Origin of the sequence: Polynucleobacter sp. HIN7 (genome assembly GCF_030297595.1) — a bacterium.
Taxonomy (GTDB): domain Bacteria; phylum Pseudomonadota; class Gammaproteobacteria; order Burkholderiales; family Burkholderiaceae; genus Polynucleobacter.
The window spans coordinates 1355607-1372164 of record NZ_AP028138.1 but is presented as its reverse complement, the minus strand read 5'-3'; the positions used below and the strand labels follow the sequence as shown (position 1 = coordinate 1372164).

Genomic DNA, 16558 nt, shown 5'->3' with positions numbered 1-16558 from the left:
TTTGAAGGCCAATGCTTGTTTACAATCAGGTGAACATGGCTCGTAGCTCGCTCCCACAAATTAAGACCCCGCTGCCTCCCGAAGGCGGCACTGGCAAGATGTCTCGCTTAATTGCTGAAGTACGCTGGATGCTGATGCTTGCCATCTGCCTTGGCTTATTTGCGGTTCTGATTACCTACACTAAATCCGATCCAGCCTGGTCGCACGCTAGTTTTGAGGTTCCTAAAAATATTGGTGGTCGCATTGGCGCATGGACCGCTGATTTGATGCTCTACATTTTTGGGGTTTCGGCATTTTGGTGGGTCGTATTATTTGGTCGGCGGGTCTATCAAGGTTGGCGTGAGCTCTGGAGTGTGCCATTACCGGTTGATCCAGAGGCTAGACCCGAATCCTTTTGGACCCGTTGGTTGGGTTTTGCCTTGACCCTCACCTGCAGCATGGGACTAGAGTCGATTCGGATGCATTCTTTGCAATGGGAGCTACCCAGACCCCCGGGCGGTATCTTGGGCGAAGTAATCGGGGATCCCCTGCAAATGGCGTTTGGCTTTACGGGCGCCACTCTGATTCTGATCTTTGGCTTAGCAGCCGGCCTCTCTCTGTTTTTGCATTTCTCGTGGCTCACGCTTTCTGAGCAAGTGGGACGATATATTGAACTTGGTATTCGTCGTTTGCGCGAGAAGCGTGAGGAGCAAGAGGATCAAAAGATTGGTGAGCAAGCTGCGGTTGAGCGTGAAGAGCACGTCGAGGAAGTGCGGATTCGGGAAGAAGTGGCACCCAAGGTACAAATCTTTAATCAACCCTTAAAGATTGTGAAGAGTGAGCGGGTTGAGCGCGAGAAGCAGCAACCACTCTTTGTCGAAATCCCGGACTCGGAGTTGCCGCCGCTCTCACTCTTAGATCCCGTTCCTGAGGCAAAAGAAACAATTTCTGCTGAGACCTTGGAGTTCACCTCCCGCTTGATTGAGCGCAAGCTCGATGATTTTGGGGTGCAAGCTAAGGTGATTGCTGCTTATCCAGGACCGGTTGTGACGCGTTATGAGATCGAGCCTGCAGTCGGTGTGAAGGGCAGTCAAATTGTGAACCTCTCACGCGACCTATCACGTTCTTTGGGTGTCGTGAGCTTGCGCGTGGTCGAGACCATCCCCGGCAAGACCTGTATGGCGCTTGAGTTACCCAATCCAACGCGACAGTCGGTCTACCTCTCGGAGATTTTGAGTTCCCAGGTCTATAACGACAACCATTCTCTACTCACACTAGCCTTGGGTAAGGATATTGCGGGCAGCCCCATGGTCGCTGATTTAGTGAAGATGCCACATTGCTTGGTGGCAGGTACTACAGGCGCGGGTAAGTCGGTCGGAATCAATGCCATGATTTTGTCGATCCTCTTTAAAGCCAAGCCGGATGAAGTGCGACTCATCATGATCGATCCCAAGATGCTAGAGATGTCCGTTTATGAGAAGGTGCCCCATCTGTTGTGCCCCGTAGTAACCGACATGAAACAGGCCTATAACGCGCTCAATTGGGCAGTCAACGAGATGGAGCGGCGCTACAAACTCATGAGCAAGTTTGGAGTGCGTAACTTAGCCGGCTTTAATAAAAAGATTATGGAGGCCGAAGCCAAGGGCGAGAAACTCACCAATCCATTTAGTCTCACCCCTGAAGATCCAGAGCCACTCTACAAAGCCCCCATTATTGTGGTGATCATCGATGAGCTTGCTGATCTGATGATGGTCTCGGGCAAGAAGATTGAAGAGTTGATTGCGCGGATTGCACAAAAAGCACGTGCCGCTGGAATTCATTTAGTGTTGGCAACCCAACGTCCGAGTGTGGATGTCATCACCGGTTTGATCAAAGCCAACGTTCCCACCCGAATTTCCTTCCAGGTGAGTAGCAAGATCGATAGCCGTACCATCCTAGACCAACAAGGCGCTGAGACGCTGTTGGGAATGGGTGATATGTTGTACATGCCACCAGGGACTGGATTACCGATCCGGGTGCACGGCGCATTCGTATCCGACGATGAAGTGCATCGTGTGGTTTCCTGGCTCAAAGAGAAGGGCGAAGCCAATTACATCGAGGGCGTCCTCGAGGGGGCCGATGAGTCCACCATGGATGCCTTAAATGGTGGCGGTAATGGCGGTGGCGAAGCCGATCCACTCTACGATCAAGCCGTTGCTATCGTCCTTGAGAACAAGCGTGCTTCGATCTCGCTCGTGCAGCGGCATTTACGCATTGGTTATAACCGTGCTGCGCGCCTCTTAGAGGATATGGAAAAAGCGGGCCTAGTCTCGAAGATGGGCGGCAATGGTAACCGTGAGATTCTGGTTCGCCCCAGCGAATAAGCCAAACTCTAAAGAATGAAGCGCTTTATTTTCTATTTCGTCGTCGCAGCATTGGCTATTCCAAATGCGATTCATGCGCAACCCACAACTCCTTCGGGGATTGAACAGCTCAAGCAATTTGTGAAGACCGTGCGCTCTGCCCAAGGCGAGTTTGTCCAGCAACAAATGCGTACCCCAAAGCCCAATGAGCCGCAAGATAAGCTAAAAATGATTCGGCAAACCTCAGGGCAATTTATCTTCCAGCGCCCGGGGCGCTTTGTCTGGGATACCCAAAAGCCGTATGAGCAAAAACTCATCATGGATGGTAAGCAACTCTTAATGTGGGATAAGGACCTCAATCAATTAACCATCCGATCAGCCAATCAGGCCTTAGCCGCCTCGCCTGCCGCCATCCTGTTTGGGGATGTCGCTCTTGATCAGCAGTTTGATTTAGAGGAAGCAGGCACCAAAACCAATTTGCAGTGGGTGAATCTCAAGCCCAAATCTAAACCCGGGCAGGGCGATCTGCCCTATACCCAAATTGCGATTGGTATGGGCTCTGGATTACCCAAGGCCTTGGAGTTGACCGACGGATTTGGCAGTATGGTGCTCGTTGTGTTTAATCAGATGCAAATCAATCCCAGTGTGGATGCCAGCCGCTTTCAATTTAAGCCACCGCAGGGTGCCGAGGTCTTGCGACTAAACTAATGGCTTGAACCCGAAGGAATCGTATGCTGGACCCCCAACTGCTTCGTAAAGATTTAGAGAGCGTCAAGGCACGCTTGGCCACGCGCAAGTTTGAGCTAGATACCAACCTGTTTACACAGCTTGAGAATGAGCGCAAACAGCTTCAAGCAGGTACCGAAGAGTTGCAAGCCAAACGCAATCAATTAGCCAAAGCGATTGGCATGAAAAAAGGCAAGGGCGAGAATGCGGATGCGGAACTTGCTGAGTCGGCCAGCGTCAACCATACGCTTGAGAAAAACTCCACTCGTTTATCGACCTTACAAGATCAAATCAAAGACTTGATGCTCAACATCCCGAACTTACCGGATGAGAGCGTGCCGGTTGGTATGACGGCCGACGAAAATAAAGAGATGAAGGTTTGGGGAAAACCAACAGAATTTGATTTCACCCCCAAGGATCACGTCGATCTAGGCGCTCCCATTGGACTAGATTTTGATGCAGCATCCAAAATCAGTGGCGCGCGTTTTGTGGTTCTCAAAGGCAACGCTGCGAAGCTCCATCGGGCGCTCGCGCAATTCATGCTGGATGTGCACACCGAACACCATGGCTATCAAGAGGTTTATGCGCCGTATATGGTTAGTGCGCAAGCGATGCAGGGAACCGGGCAGCTACCCAAGTTCGAGGCTGATTTATTTAAAGTGCCACGCAAGATGGGTGGCGAGCATCCCGACGATGGCGGTGAGCGCATTGAAAACTTTTATCTCATCCCCACTGCTGAAGTGCCGGTGACGAATCTGGTCCGTGATGAAATTATTAATGCAGACCAGTTACCACTCAAGTATGTGGCCCATACCCCATGTTTTCGCTCGGAAGCAGGCAGTTATGGGCGTGATGTGCGCGGCATGATCCGCCAGCACCAATTTGACAAGGTCGAGTTGGTGCACATCAGCCATCCCGAGAAATCGATGCAGGCTTTAGAAGAATTGACGGCGCATGCTGAGAGAATTCTGGAGCTCTTGGAGCTGCCATACCGCCGCATGCTCTTATGTACTGGTGATATGGGCTTCGGAAGTGCTAAGACCTATGATTTAGAAGTCTGGATCCCATCACAAAATGCCTATCGAGAAATTAGCTCGTGCTCCAACATGGGAGATTTTCAAGCTAGGCGGATGCAAGCGCGTTATAAAGTCGGTCAGAGCAAGCCCGAACTACTTCACACTCTAAACGGCTCGGGTCTTGCGGTTGGTAGAACTGGCGTAGCTCTACTGGAAAATTATCAACAAGCTGATGGCAGTATCCGGATCCCTAAGGTATTGCAGCCTTACATGGGCGGCTTAGAGGTAATTCGCTCGCTATAATTGAGCCATCGAGTATCGGAGAGGTGGCAGAGTGGTCGAATGTACCTGACTCGAAATCAGGCGTAGGTGCAAGCCTACCGTGGGTTCGAATCCCACCCTCTCCGCCAGTATCCTGAAAGCCTCGCATGCTTCTATTGATTACCTTCATACTCAATACACTGATTGCACTTTTGGCGATCGTATTTCATTATGAAGTTTTGTACAAACTAAACAGTGCCATGCCGGCGATTAAGCACATTCATGCTCGCTATAAGGTATTGATCGCAGTCGGTGTGATTTTTATTGCACACATCATTGAGATTTGGATCTTTGCATTAGCTTATTACCTCATGCTGATATTTCCCAACCTTGGAAGTGTGATTGGGGCCGCCTCTGATCATGGCTTGCTGCTCGATAGTGCGTATTTATCGTTTGTCACCTATACCACTGTAGGATACGGTGACATTGTGGTAGACGGTTATCTTCGCTATCTAACTGGAGTTGAGGCACTCACCGGTCTGATTCTGATTACCTGGTCTGCATCGTTCCTATTTATAGAAATGCAAAAGTATTGGGGCTCACGCGAGCCAAAGTAATTTCAGTGCACCGCCTTTGTTAAAGATATAGCTCTAGCATTCAATTTATTGATCGATTACACGGGTAATACTATTACGATAAGTCAATGAAAGTTTTACTCGCTCTCAATTTTTTTATCTTCGCAGCAATTCAGCTTGGATTACTCTTTGGAATTCTTCATTATCTTCAGGGTGAGTCCAAATCAAAACCGAATCCGTATTGGCTTGGAGCATTGATTTCAAATGTTATCGGTTTAGGATTATTTGCAATCGGGATTTTGTTAACTGATGATATTCAGAAAGTCCCACCTATCTTTACGCTCGCCAACACTTTGTTTTATGCGGCAGCAATTCTGCAAGGCTTATTTTTTTACTCCTTTAATCATCCCGTCAGTAAATCCTTGAAATGGGCCCTAGGAATCTCAACGCTTTGCTACGGTATCTTCTTTGAATACTTACGCCTGAATTGGACCTTTGAGGCCCGTACGGTTTTTGCAGTATCTACTTACGCCATTATTCTTGCCTGGCAAATTCGAGAAGCCCGTATGGTCAATCGTGGATTGGGTCTGCAGCAATTGCGGTATTTTCAATACGCTGCAATAGGAGAGGCACTTTTCCTGGCACCGCGACTGGTTGTCTTGTTCGAAACCAATTTCCCGATTCGTTCGATGGAGCAATTGCCGCAGCTTCTCATCATCTTTACGTTTGGCCAGATTTTGATGAACACCTTATCGTTTATTGCAATCTGGGGCTATTGGTCTGAGAAGTTGGCAATGGATAGCCGTCAGACCGAGTCGCAAAATATAACTTATAAGAAATTACTCGATGAACGTGAAACCCTCATTAGTTCATTACTAAAGGCTAACAAGAGTAGTACTACGGGGGCATTAACTGCCTCGATCGCTCATGAGATTAATCAGCCACTAGGGGCAATTCAGATTAATAGTGAGTATCTGCAAAAGAAGATTTCTGAGGAAGCGGTTGATCGGGATTTAATTAAAAGACTTGCAGACGATATTGCCAAAGATAATATGCGGGCTGCCCGCATTATTAGAACCCTAAAAGCAATCTTCTCTGAGAAATACGATTCTTTCTCCGAAAAAGTCTCAGCCGTCGAGGCAATTGAATCGGTCATTTTGTTATCTAAATCCGACCTATTTGAAAAGCATGTTCGTATCGAAGTCGATATTCCCAACTCGATAAGCATGCCGATGAGTTTTGGGGAGGCGCAACAAATCTTCTTAAATCTGATCAATAACTCTGTTCAGGCCTTGCAAGTTAGCATCCAAGCAGAGCGAATTATTCGTATTAATGGACAAGAGGATGCTGAGCAAATCATGATCCGTAGCGAAGATAATGGGCCAGGAGTGCCTCGGGATCAGGCACAACACCTATTTGATCTATTTTCGGGCAGCAAGCGTGAGGGAATGGGTCTAGGACTCTGGTTATGCGAATACATCATTAGTCGTCATGGCGGCAAGATTCGTTTTGATTCCGCTTATCAAGGTGGCGCTGCCTTTGAAATCACCTTCCCCAAAACCGAATAAAATAGAAAAACGAGGGAGATCATCATGTCTATTTTCTGGGCTTTACTAGGTATTTTCGCTACCATCGGTGGCATTATTGCGTATGTCACCACGGGCAACGTGATCTATTTTGCGATTGGTTTTCTGATCCTGTTCTATCAGGCCTGGTTCCGATCCAAAGACGACGAAGAGATTAAAACGTATTTCTAATGGGGTGTTAGTACCATTTTGATGTGATCAATGCCGGCCTCCTCAAATGGGAGGCCGATTGCATTAAATCCATGACGTTCATAAAAGCCAATAGCGGTTGTCTGTGCGTGCAAAAAGAATTGCGTGATTCCTTCTTGGCGGCCATAAGACACTAAAGTCTTTAGTAGTTCACTTCCAAGACCCAGACCTCGATACTCTTTGAGCACCGCCAAACGCCCAATCTTGCCATTTTTCAGTAAGCGACCCGTTGCAATTGCTTTGCCATGATCCAATATAACCGCATGCCAAGCTAATGCATCATCGGTATCGAGCTCAAGTGCCTCGGGGACTCCTTGTTCATGAACAAATACGGTCAATCGAATCGGGTAGGCAAGGTCTTTCGCCTCATCCCATTGCATGATCCTGATTTCTTGCATGGATAAATCATAAACTGCTATCGTTATGGCCTATGATTCGTATTACTGAGCTCCGCCTACCAATTGACCATGCGCTAGAAGTGCTTGAAGTAGAAATTCTAAAGAAGCTTGCCATTGCGCCCAAAGATCTCGTGCGGTTTGAGGTCTTTAAGCGTAGTTACGATGCTCGCAAAAATAGTGCGCTAACCTTTATCTATACCCTCGATGTATCCGTGCGTGATGAGGCTGGCATTCTCAAGAAGCATGCACATGATCCCCATGTACGACCGAGTCCTGATACGTCGTATCACTTCGTTGTTCAGCACGGTCATAATCAGCTAACCAAATCTCCATTGCGACCCGTCGTGATTGGTTTTGGCCCTTGCGGTATTTTTGCTTCACTCCTTTTGGCGCAAATGGGATTGAAGCCGATTGTGCTCGAGCGCGGTAAGGCGGTACGTGAACGTACTCAAGATACCTGGGGGCTATGGCGCAAAAAGATATTGAACCCGGAATCCAATGTCCAGTTTGGTGAGGGTGGGGCGGGCACCTTCTCGGATGGCAAGCTATGGAGCCAAGTGAAGGACCCCAAGTTTTATGGTCGTAAAGTCTTACACGAGTTTGTGAAAGCCGGCGCTCCAGGGGAAATTCTGTATGTCTCAAAACCCCACATTGGTACCTTTCGCTTAGTCGGAATGGTTGAGAAGATCCGCCAAGAAATAATTAATCTGGGCGGTGAAGTGCGCTTTGGCCAAAAGGTGGTGGGCTTTGATATTGATCAACATCAACTCAAAGGTTTGAAATTGGAGAGTGGCGAGTATCTGGCGGCCGATCACGTCGTCCTCGCACTTGGTCATAGTGCACGCGATACCTTCCAAGAACTATTTGATGCCGGAGTCTATATGGAAGCCAAACCGTTCTCGGTTGGCTTTCGCATTGAGCATCCCCAATCCGTAATTGATCGTGCTCGCTTGGGGCCGCATGCCGGTCATCCACTCATAGGTGCGGCAGACTACAAGCTCGTGCATCACGCTAAGAACGGACGCTCGGTCTATAGCTTTTGCATGTGCCCGGGCGGTACGGTGGTAGCCGCGACCTCCGAATCCAATCGAGTGGTCACCAATGGAATGAGTCAGTACTCTCGCAATGAGCGCAATGCCAATGCCGGGATTGTGGTGGGGATTGATCCGAGTGATTATCCCGGTGGGCCGCTGGCCGGTATTGATTTTCAGCGGGAACTCGAGTCAAGAGCATTTACTCTCGGTGGATCCACCTATGAGGCCCCTGGACAATTGGTGGGCGATTTCTTAAAGGGAAAGCCGTCCACGGAATTTGGTGCGGTCATTCCGTCGTATAAGCCTGGCGTGCATCTCACCGACCTCGCCACGAGCCTACCTAGCTATGCGATTGAAGCGATTCGGGAGGCGATCCCCGCGTTTGAGAAAAAGATTAAGGGTTTTGCCATGCCCGATGCAGTGCTGACCGGTGTGGAGACCCGTACTTCCTCGCCACTGCAGATTAAGCGCGGACCCAATTACCAAAGCATTAATACCAAAGGCCTTTACCCAGCCGGAGAAGGCGCGGGCTATGCCGGTGGAATTATGTCCGCTGGAATTGATGGCATCAAAGTCGCTGAAGCGATTGCGCTCGATCTTGTAAGCGCCTAATTAGATTTCAATATTATCGAGTACGGAATCCGTGAGGTGACTGGTATCGCCCCAGCGCTCAATCGACCAGCTATTACCATCATGGACGATCCAATTGAGTGAGGTATTGGGAACCACGGCGACACGCTCAGCATCCAAAGCTTGCTGGGTGACGATGCGGTAGATCATATCGAGTGATCCACCGTGACTCACTGCCAAAATCTGCTCGCCCGTATGCTTCATTAATAGATGATCGAGCATACGTTTCATCCGATCATGAAACTGCACAATACTCTCGCCCCCACCGAGATCAAAGTCTAAATCGCGAGCAAGATGGCGCCGCCACAGCTCCGGCTCCACCTGAGGCGCATCACCCAAAAGCATTCCTTGAAGTTTGCCGACATGGCGCTCACGCAAATCTGGGTGAACGGTGATATTCAAAGACTGAGGACTTGCAATCGCCCTGGCAGTATGAAAGGCGCGCTTCAAATCACTCGAGTAGATGCGATCAAATCGATACCCAGTGCGAAGCAATGCCTTAGCTAAACGTTCGGCCTGTATTACGCCGTGAGCATTCAGCGGAATATCAATATGACCTTGCATGCGTTTCTCAACATTCCAGTCGGTTTCCCCGTGACGAACAAAACAGATTTTGGTCAGTTGCCTCATAGAGTAGATTGTATTGCTCTCACCATTTAGGTAGAAAAATCAGCATTGAGGGAGCTAAATTCAACTAATATAGTAAAAGTATCTAAATCAACATTAGAGGCGGAGATTTCATGATCTGGCTACGACTAATCCTAAGCATGGTTTTATTGAATGCCGGCATTTGTTGGGCCCAGCCAAATACAACAGCATCCATTCGTTTGCAATTAGCATGGTCGCATCAAAGTCAGTTCGCTGGCGTCTATGTTGCGCAAATTCGTAAGCACTTTGAAAACGAAGGGCTTGATGTGATTACATTTCCTGGAGGGTCAGGTATCAATCCTCTCCAGGAGCTTCAAAATGGTAACGCCGATGTAGCCATCTCTTGGTTTAACAATGCCTTTGAGCTTTCCAAGTCTGGTCAGCGGGTGATTAATATTGCGCAGTTATTTTCGGGGTCGGCACTCAATATTATTTGCCGAATCAGTGCGGGCGTCTATGTGCCTAGAGATGTTCAAGGCAAACGCATTGGAGTCTGGGGTGTAGGGGATCAAGAGATCCTCTATGAGCTTTTAGATCAACTCAGTATTCCAAGAAATTCAGTCGAAGTCGTGATGCAGCGCTCCAATGGTGAGGATTTAATCGATGGGAATGTAGCGTGCGCTACTGCCATGTCCTATAACGAGTATTGGAAAATTTTGCACTCGGGTGTTCCAAGTGCAGATTTGGTGGTGGTGGATCCGCAAAAATATGGCACCATCAATATTGAAGACGGATTGTATGTGATGAGCGATCGCCTCGAAGATCCCATCTTTCGAGAGCAAATGGTTCGTCTGATTCGGGCGCTACGCAAAGGGTGGTCTGAAGCTCGCATCGCCCCAACGCTTGCCGCGCAATCCGTGCAAAAAATTGCTCCCCATTTGGATCCGGCTCAACAGCTGCACATGTTACAAGTGGTATTGGATTTAGTCCCCAAAGAGAATAAACAGTTTGGACTATTTAACCTCGCCTATTTTGATAAAAGTGTGCGTCGCTTAAGTACTGTATCGAAAAATTCGGATATAGATCCTCGTTCACTGTGGACCCATCAAATATGGAATCAATTGCAAAAAGAAGACGGTCGAAAATTACCACTCACTGAAGCAACTCGCTTTTATGTCACGGAGATTGTGAAGTCCACTTGGTTTAAGTTACTCATTTATTTATCCGTATTTACTTTTGCTCTATCGGGAACCTTAGAGGGCATGAATCGCAACTACGATCTGTGGGGGCGGTTGGTATTGGCCTTCCTATCGGGCCTCGGCGGTGGAACCCTAAGAGACATCATTATTGGGGGAGAGCGCTTAGACTTCTATTACGTGCGTGACGTCGTCTACCCCACCGGTATTTTGCTGATTGTTCTGGCTGCTAGTCTGATGGGCTTACGTTATCGGGATTTTCATCATTCGGAGACATTTATGACCGTTAAAAAATACACCGACGTGATTGGCTTTGCTGGTTTGGCCACCTTGGGCGCAATGCTGGCCCTTGCTGCGGGAGTGGCTTGGTTTTGGGCGCCCATTTGTGCGGCGCTCTCCTGCGCCGGTGGTGGTGTCTTACGCGACGTGTTGGTGAATCAAGAGCCGCATACCTTTAAAGGCGTGATTTATGAGGAGGCGGCAGTCGTAGGTGGTTTGGTGCTCACTGGAGGGCTCTTTATTGCCAATTACTATGAATCAAGCCCGGCACCGGTTGTGCTGACCGTGGGATTAACATTTATCTTCTTGGTTAGCTTGCGACTAGCTATCTATCGTTATAAGCTGCAGTACCCAGAGATCCTTGGGGGACCCAAAAAAACTAACTAAGCCTAAATTAAGTCAAAACTAAGCCTGGTGAACGGCTGACTAATTGTTTAATACGCAGTTTTTAATGCTCACATCTCAGTCTGATAGATGAGACCCGCATGTTCGCGCAGCGCATGAAACTCGATCTGTTCCCAGCGTTGCTGCGCCACATCGAGCTCGGACTTGTGAGCAGCTAAAAAGACCGAGGCGCCCACCACATCTTCGGCCATGCGGTGACTATTCTCCGTCATGAACTTTTTCAGAGCCACAGGATCTTCGGAAGTCACCCACCTCGCCATGGTGTAGCGCGCAGGCAATAGCCTCACCTCAGCGCCATATTCGGATTGCAAACGGTGCGCCACCACTTCAAACTGCAACTGACCAAAAGCGCCTAAGAGCATCGTGCCGCCACTCATGGGACGAAAGACTTGAATGGCGCCTTCTTCCCCGAGTTGCATGAGACCTGTGCGAAGTTGTTTATTGCGCATGGGGTCCGCTGCTTCAACCATCCGAAAAATCTCCGGAGCGAAAAAGGGAAGACCCGTAAATTGTAATTCTTCTCCCTCCGTGAGCGTGTCCCCTAAATGTAAAAGTCCGTGATTGGGTAAACCAATAATGTCACCCGGAAAGGCTTCATCCAAAATATCACGCCGCTGCGACAAAAAGGAAAGTGCGTTGTTCGTGCGAATCTCTTTGCCATTGCGCACAATCTTGAGTTTCATGCCGCGTTCAAAGTGACCCGAGCAAATCCGCAAAAATGCAACGCGATCACGGTGCGCGGGATCCATATTGGCTTGGATCTTAAACACCACGGCCGTAAATTTTTTCTCATGGGGGTCGACCTGGCGTTGCACGGCTTTGCGTGATCCGGGTCCGGGAGCGAGGTCCACCAAGGTATTCAAAATCTCACGTACGCCAAAGTTATTAATGGCTGAGCCAAAGAACACCGGTGATTGTTTGCCTGCTAAGAATGCCTCGCGGTCAAAAGTAGGCATGGCATTTTTGACAAGATCAACTTCAGCCAAAGCTTCTTCGAGCTCCGTACCAAAGCGCTCTTTGAGCATGGGATCATCTAAAGACACGACGAGGTTCGAGTCTTCGGTAACGCGATCCTCGCCGGCTTTAAAGAGGCGCATTTGATTGTTGATGATATCGATCACACCGGCAAAGGATTTACCCATGCCCACCGGCCAGGTGAATGGCACAACGGCCATGCCGAGTGCCGCTTCAATCTCATCCATGAGATCGAGTGGCTTTTTGACCTCACGATCGAGCTTATTAATGAAGGTCACTAAAGGGGTATGGCGCGCACGACACACATCAATCAATCGTCTGGTCTGAGGCTCCACACCATTGGCCGCATCGATCACCATCAGAGCGGAGTCGACCGCAGTTAAGACCCGATAGGTATCTTCGGAGAAGTCTTGGTGACCGGGGGTATCCAGAAGATTAATGATGGCATTGCGGTATTCCATCTGCATCACCGAGCTGGCAACGGAGATACCACGTTGCTTTTCAATTTCCATCCAGTCGGATGTGGCATGACGACTGGCTTTGCGAGCCTTCACACTGCCAGCAATTTGAATGGCACCCGCGTAGAGCAGTAATTTTTCAGTGAGTGTCGTCTTACCCGCATCTGGGTGCGAGATGATAGCAAAGCTTCGGCGGCGCGCAACCTCATCCAAAGTGGATAAGGCAGAGGGTGAATCGGGGGAGTTAATAGAGGCACCTCAGGAAAAGCATCATTATAAGACGCATAGACGAATAAACCATTGATAATGGCAGGTTATGGCACTCATTACTCTGACAGACGCCAAGCTAGCGTTCGGTCATCACCCCCTCTTAGACCGCACCAACTTTGCACTTGAAGCGGGTGAGCGTGTGGGTCTCATTGGGCGAAATGGTACCGGGAAATCCTCCTTTCTAAAGATCCTCGCTGGCATTGAAAAACTCGACGATGGCTTGATTCAGGTACAGCAGGAACTGCGCATTGCCTATGTTGCGCAAGAACCGATCCTAAATACCAATAGCAGTATTTTTGAGGCAGCATCCGAAGGTTTGGCCACCATCAAGCAAATCCGATCGGAGTATGAAACGCTTGCACAAGCCGATTGGAACGAAGCCAATCAAGAGCGCTTAGATGCCCTGCAATCCCAGCTCGATGCGACGCATGGGTGGAACTGGGAGCAGCGAGTGAGCGAAATCCTCAACCGCTTGCATCTCAATGCCGATCAAACCATTGGAACTCTCTCAGGGGGCACTAAAAAACGCGTGGCGCTTGCGCAAGCCTTGGTCACCCAACCGGATGTACTCTTGTTGGATGAACCCACCAATCACTTGGATTTGGATTCGATTACGTGGCTTGAAGGGCTTCTGAATGAGTACGCTGGATCGATTGTCTTTATTACCCATGACCGCAGCTTCTTAGATCAAGTCGCCACACGTATTGTGGAGCTCGATCGTGGGGTGCTACGCAGCTACTCTGGCAACTACAGCCGTTATGAGTTTGTTAAGGAGGAAGAGCTCAACGCCGAAGCGCTTGCCAATGCGCGAGCCGATAAATTACTCGCGCAAGAAGAGGTGTGGGTTCGCAAAGGCGTGGAAGCCAGGCGCACGCGCAGTGTAGGGCGCGTGGCGCGGCTTGAGAGACTTCGAGCGATGCGCGCTGAGCGACGCAATGCCATGGGCCAGGTCAAGCTCTCGATTGCATCGGGTGAGCGCAGCGGCAAGATCGTGGCAGACCTCGGTACCATCTCCAAGTCCTACGGAAAACCGATTGTGAAAAATTTCACCGCCACGATTTTGCGGGGCGATAAGGTCGGCATCTTGGGTCCTAATGGAGCAGGTAAAACGACCCTACTGAAATTAATCCTCGGAGAAATTACCCCCGATACCGGAGTCGCTAAATTGGGCACACGCATTGAGGTAGCCTACTTTGATCAGATGCGCGAGAGCCTTAATCTTGAAGCGACGCTGGAGGACTTCATTAGCCCGGGTAGCGAGTGGGTGGAGATTGGCAATCAGCGCAAGCACGTGAAGAGCTATTTAGGGGATTTTCTATTTGCACCTGAGCGCACCAACTCCCCCATCAAAACCCTCTCGGGTGGTGAGCGCAATCGCTTGTTACTCGCAAGACTCTTTGCTAGACCTGCGAATGTACTGGTCCTTGATGAACCCACTAATGATCTGGATATTGATACCTTGGATCTTTTGGAGCAGCTCTTACAGGATTACCAGGGAACTGTCTTTTTAGTCAGTCACGATCGCACCTTCTTAGATAACGTGGTTACCAGCATGATTGCCTATGAGGGCGATGGAGTGTGGCGTGAGTACGAGGGCGGGTATGAAGATTACAAAGTACAAAAGGCACGCTCGGATGCGGTGATACCAAGTCCTCTCATGAAAGTGGCTGAAAGTAAGGCCCCCAGTAAATCATCGACCCCAATCGTTGCTAGCAAGCCAAAACTAAGTAGTAAGGAAAAAATTGAGCTAGAAAAATTACCCACTCAAATTGAGGCGCTTGAAGAGCAGCAAGTGATGCTAAGCGAACAATTGGCTGACCCTGCCCTTTACAAGGGCGATCCGAGTGCGAGCATTGCACTCAAAGAGCGGGCACTGGCGATTGATGCGCAACTCAAAGTGCTAATGGCGCGCTGGGAGCAATTGCTGGAGCGGGAGACGGGCTAGCTAGTTTTTGTCTCAGTAACTCTTTACGATCCGGTGCGCTCTGACTTGATTGCAGCATCGCAGTCTTCTCCATCATTGGTGGTGTTATCGGTATTTTCAATTCCGGCACACTAATCCCAAACGCCAAACGTGCGCACTGTTGTAGGGTTTTGTGTCGTAGCATCCGCCTGGGCATCTGCATCCAGATGGGATGGTCGGTTTTGAGTTCTGCGTAGTATTCCCGAACGGTAACGGGTTGGATAAGATCTGCGCGATAGATGGAGCATTCCATCCAAAGGGGAACACCCTCTTCAGTTTCAGTGGCTTGGCTAAACGTTAACCCCTTAAAACTGGGTTCCCGGTGGATCATGGCAATCCATCCATCAATCGGAATGTAGACTTCATAACTTCCATCCAAATTGAGTTCCCAATCAATCTGACCCAATAGGGGGTTGAGATTTAAGCGTAAAGCCGTTCTTAAGATCAAATTTAAGACCTCCTCGGGAACCACAGCTTCCTTAGCCCAATGACTGAGTTCCTGGGAAGTTATCCCGAGGGTGTTAGCTACCTCCGTCACCAATCTATCGAGAGTGGGTTCGCTGGGTGGGTTGGGTGGATCCTCATCCAAAAGATCCTCGGGTAAATCTAGGATGGATGCTTTCTTCATGAGGTAACTCCTTCCAAAGTCTTCTCCCTAAGGATTGGTTCATGCGGCATCAGTTCCTCCGGTAAATCCTTCACCACAAAGCGCCGACTACTCTGAATCGGACTTTGGTAAGCCTTGATGAGTTCAGGATGATCAAGACCCAAGCGTTTGGTATCAATCCGATAGCTGGGTTTGGGAGCTTTCCAAGTGATTACAGGCTTGCCAAGGTATGTAAGCACTTCGGCATCCGCCATGCGTTCCATGAGCACTTGCTTAATCGCATCAATTTGCGCCTCCTCCACCTGGGCTTGAGACTCTAAGACTTTGAGCTTTCGAATGAGATTCAATACTTCCGAGGAAGCTTCCAGCGTTTTACCCGAACTCGCTCGCTGAAAGAGAGCTTGGCAATCGGTAATCGATTGAGGTTTGGGTGGAATATCCCTTTGAACATGCTCGGTCCAAAAGAGGACGGCTTTCTCAAACAATAAGGACTCCAGCTCTAAGTCTCTGGTAATCGTATAGACCCGTAGATCCGATCCTCCCAAGAGAACAGCAACATCAATCTCTGATAGATTGGCAATCCCTAAGTACCACAAGCATTGACAGAGGTAGGGTAGGGGAATGGCGTCTGTCCCAGGTTCACCCCAATCACTTTGACTGTAGTGATTAGCAGTCTTACATTCCAAAAGCTTTTTCGCATTAAGACCTCCGTCAGAATGAAAGAGGGGTAACTCTTTGTTCTCCAACACAAAGCGATCAATATGTCCCACGCAAAAGGAATGCTGTGGATGAATTAGACCCTGTGAATGTTCAATCAGATGCTCACCCGTGAGTAAGGCATATTCATCGGCAATAAAGGACTCGGCAAATGAACCAAAGCGCAAGGCAAAACTATCTTTAGTATCCATACGCTTACCAGTCTTCTCGAGCCATACATCCATCGCTGAGCGGTACTTCGAGACCCCCAGAATCGCTCCAATGTCGCTGCCACCTAGGAAACTGGAGCGATTATGTGTAAAATCTTGATTATTAAGCATTTTTTATCTCCATAATAAATTCAATGAACCTATAAATAAATTCA

14 protein-coding genes and 1 tRNA gene are annotated in these 16558 nt (G+C 49.0%); 10 read left to right on the top strand and 5 right to left on the bottom strand.

All coding sequences use genetic code 11. From position 1 onward, the window contains the following. The first annotated feature begins 35 nt into the window (after positions 1-35). From QUE64_RS06900 to QUE64_RS06870, 7 genes are all read left to right on the top strand, one after another. Positions 36-2342: a DNA translocase FtsK gene (locus QUE64_RS06900; protein ID WP_286225090.1), complete on the top strand. Its 2307-nt coding sequence runs from the start codon at positions 36-38 to the stop codon at positions 2340-2342. A gap of 15 nt (positions 2343-2357) precedes the next feature. Then, positions 2358-3029 carry an outer membrane lipoprotein carrier protein LolA gene (locus tag QUE64_RS06895; protein ID WP_286225089.1) on the top strand — a complete coding sequence of 224 codons (672 nt, stop codon included), beginning with the start codon at positions 2358-2360 and terminating at the stop codon, positions 3027-3029. Between the two features lie 23 nt (positions 3030-3052). Then, on the top strand, positions 3053-4366 hold the full coding sequence (gene serS, locus QUE64_RS06890; protein ID WP_286225088.1) for a serine--tRNA ligase: 1314 nt from the start codon (positions 3053-3055) through the stop codon (positions 4364-4366). Between the two features lie 17 nt (positions 4367-4383). After that, positions 4384-4473, top strand: a tRNA-Ser gene (locus QUE64_RS06885). A gap of 18 nt (positions 4474-4491) precedes the next feature. Further along, positions 4492-4941, top strand: a complete 450-nt coding sequence (locus tag QUE64_RS06880) for a potassium channel family protein (RefSeq protein ID WP_286225087.1) — start codon at positions 4492-4494, stop codon at positions 4939-4941. Between the two features lie 86 nt (positions 4942-5027). Next, positions 5028-6467 (top strand): sensor histidine kinase, encoded by a 1440-nt coding sequence (locus QUE64_RS06875; protein ID WP_286225086.1) that lies wholly within the window; start codon positions 5028-5030, stop codon positions 6465-6467. Positions 6468-6491: 24 nt separating this feature from the next. Next, on the top strand, positions 6492-6656 hold the full coding sequence (locus tag QUE64_RS06870; RefSeq protein ID WP_159074921.1) for a hypothetical protein: 165 nt from the start codon (positions 6492-6494) through the stop codon (positions 6654-6656). Here QUE64_RS06870 and QUE64_RS06865 read toward each other — a convergent pair. After that, complete coding sequence (locus tag QUE64_RS06865) at positions 6653-7072, bottom strand: GNAT family N-acetyltransferase (RefSeq protein ID WP_286225085.1); 420 nt, start codon at positions 7070-7072, stop codon at positions 6653-6655. The two genes, QUE64_RS06870 and QUE64_RS06865, sit on opposite strands and share 4 nt — an antisense overlap. A gap of 32 nt (positions 7073-7104) precedes the next feature. Between QUE64_RS06865 and QUE64_RS06860 the strand changes: the two genes are divergently transcribed. Further along, positions 7105-8718: an NAD(P)/FAD-dependent oxidoreductase gene (locus tag QUE64_RS06860; protein ID WP_286225084.1), complete on the top strand. Its 1614-nt coding sequence runs from the start codon at positions 7105-7107 to the stop codon at positions 8716-8718. Here the strand turns inward: QUE64_RS06860 and QUE64_RS06855 are convergent, their stop codons facing one another. Then, on the bottom strand, positions 8719-9366 hold the full coding sequence (locus tag QUE64_RS06855; protein WP_286225083.1) for a histidine phosphatase family protein: 648 nt from the start codon (positions 9364-9366) through the stop codon (positions 8719-8721). 110 nt (positions 9367-9476) lie between these two features. Between QUE64_RS06855 and QUE64_RS06850 the strand changes: the two genes are divergently transcribed. Beyond that, the gene (locus QUE64_RS06850) at positions 9477-11186 is read left to right on the top strand and encodes an ABC transporter substrate-binding protein (RefSeq protein ID WP_286225082.1); all 1710 of its coding nucleotides are present in this window, start codon (positions 9477-9479) and stop codon (positions 11184-11186) included. Positions 11187-11254: 68 nt separating this feature from the next. Here QUE64_RS06850 and QUE64_RS06845 read toward each other — a convergent pair whose 3' ends face one another. Beyond that, complete coding sequence (locus QUE64_RS06845) at positions 11255-12850, bottom strand: peptide chain release factor 3 (RefSeq protein ID WP_286225081.1); 1596 nt, start codon at positions 12848-12850, stop codon at positions 11255-11257. Between the two features lie 103 nt (positions 12851-12953). Here QUE64_RS06845 and QUE64_RS06840 point away from each other — a divergent pair, with 103 nt between their 5' ends. Then, positions 12954-14852: an ATP-binding cassette domain-containing protein gene (locus QUE64_RS06840; protein WP_286225080.1), complete on the top strand. Its 1899-nt coding sequence runs from the start codon at positions 12954-12956 to the stop codon at positions 14850-14852. Here the strand turns inward: QUE64_RS06840 and QUE64_RS06835 are convergent. Continuing rightward, complete coding sequence (locus QUE64_RS06835) at positions 14800-15498, bottom strand: recombinase RecT (RefSeq protein ID WP_286225079.1); 699 nt, start codon at positions 15496-15498, stop codon at positions 14800-14802. The genes QUE64_RS06840 and QUE64_RS06835 overlap by 53 nt on opposite strands. Further along, on the bottom strand, positions 15495-16514 hold the full coding sequence (locus tag QUE64_RS06830; protein ID WP_286225078.1) for a YqaJ viral recombinase family nuclease: 1020 nt from the start codon (positions 16512-16514) through the stop codon (positions 15495-15497). The genes QUE64_RS06835 and QUE64_RS06830 overlap by 4 nt, the downstream gene beginning before the upstream one ends. Positions 16515-16558 lie beyond the last annotated feature (44 nt).

What these genes read in the sequence shown, in the direction of transcription:
- QUE64_RS06900 (WP_286225090.1), top strand. Translation starts at nt 36, where the DNA reads ATGGCTCGTAGCTCGCTCCCACAAATTAAGACCCCGCTGCCTCCCGAA.
- QUE64_RS06895 (WP_286225089.1), top strand. Translation starts at nt 2,358, where the DNA reads ATGAAGCGCTTTATTTTCTATTTCGTCGTCGCAGCATTGGCTATTCCA.
- serS (WP_286225088.1), top strand. Translation starts at nt 3,053, where the DNA reads ATGCTGGACCCCCAACTGCTTCGTAAAGATTTAGAGAGCGTCAAGGCA.
- QUE64_RS06880 (WP_286225087.1), top strand. Translation starts at nt 4,492, where the DNA reads ATGCTTCTATTGATTACCTTCATACTCAATACACTGATTGCACTTTTG.
- QUE64_RS06875 (WP_286225086.1), top strand. Translation starts at nt 5,028, where the DNA reads ATGAAAGTTTTACTCGCTCTCAATTTTTTTATCTTCGCAGCAATTCAG.
- QUE64_RS06870 (WP_159074921.1), top strand. Translation starts at nt 6,492, where the DNA reads ATGTCTATTTTCTGGGCTTTACTAGGTATTTTCGCTACCATCGGTGGC.
- QUE64_RS06865 (WP_286225085.1), bottom strand. Translation starts at nt 7,072, where the DNA reads ATGCAAGAAATCAGGATCATGCAATGGGATGAGGCGAAAGACCTTGCC.
- QUE64_RS06860 (WP_286225084.1), top strand. Translation starts at nt 7,105, where the DNA reads ATGATTCGTATTACTGAGCTCCGCCTACCAATTGACCATGCGCTAGAA.
- QUE64_RS06855 (WP_286225083.1), bottom strand. Translation starts at nt 9,366, where the DNA reads ATGAGGCAACTGACCAAAATCTGTTTTGTTCGTCACGGGGAAACCGAC.
- QUE64_RS06850 (WP_286225082.1), top strand. Translation starts at nt 9,477, where the DNA reads ATGATCTGGCTACGACTAATCCTAAGCATGGTTTTATTGAATGCCGGC.
- QUE64_RS06840 (WP_286225080.1), top strand. Translation starts at nt 12,954, where the DNA reads ATGGCACTCATTACTCTGACAGACGCCAAGCTAGCGTTCGGTCATCAC.
- QUE64_RS06835 (WP_286225079.1), bottom strand. Translation starts at nt 15,498, where the DNA reads ATGAAGAAAGCATCCATCCTAGATTTACCCGAGGATCTTTTGGATGAG.
- QUE64_RS06830 (WP_286225078.1), bottom strand. Translation starts at nt 16,514, where the DNA reads ATGCTTAATAATCAAGATTTTACACATAATCGCTCCAGTTTCCTAGGT.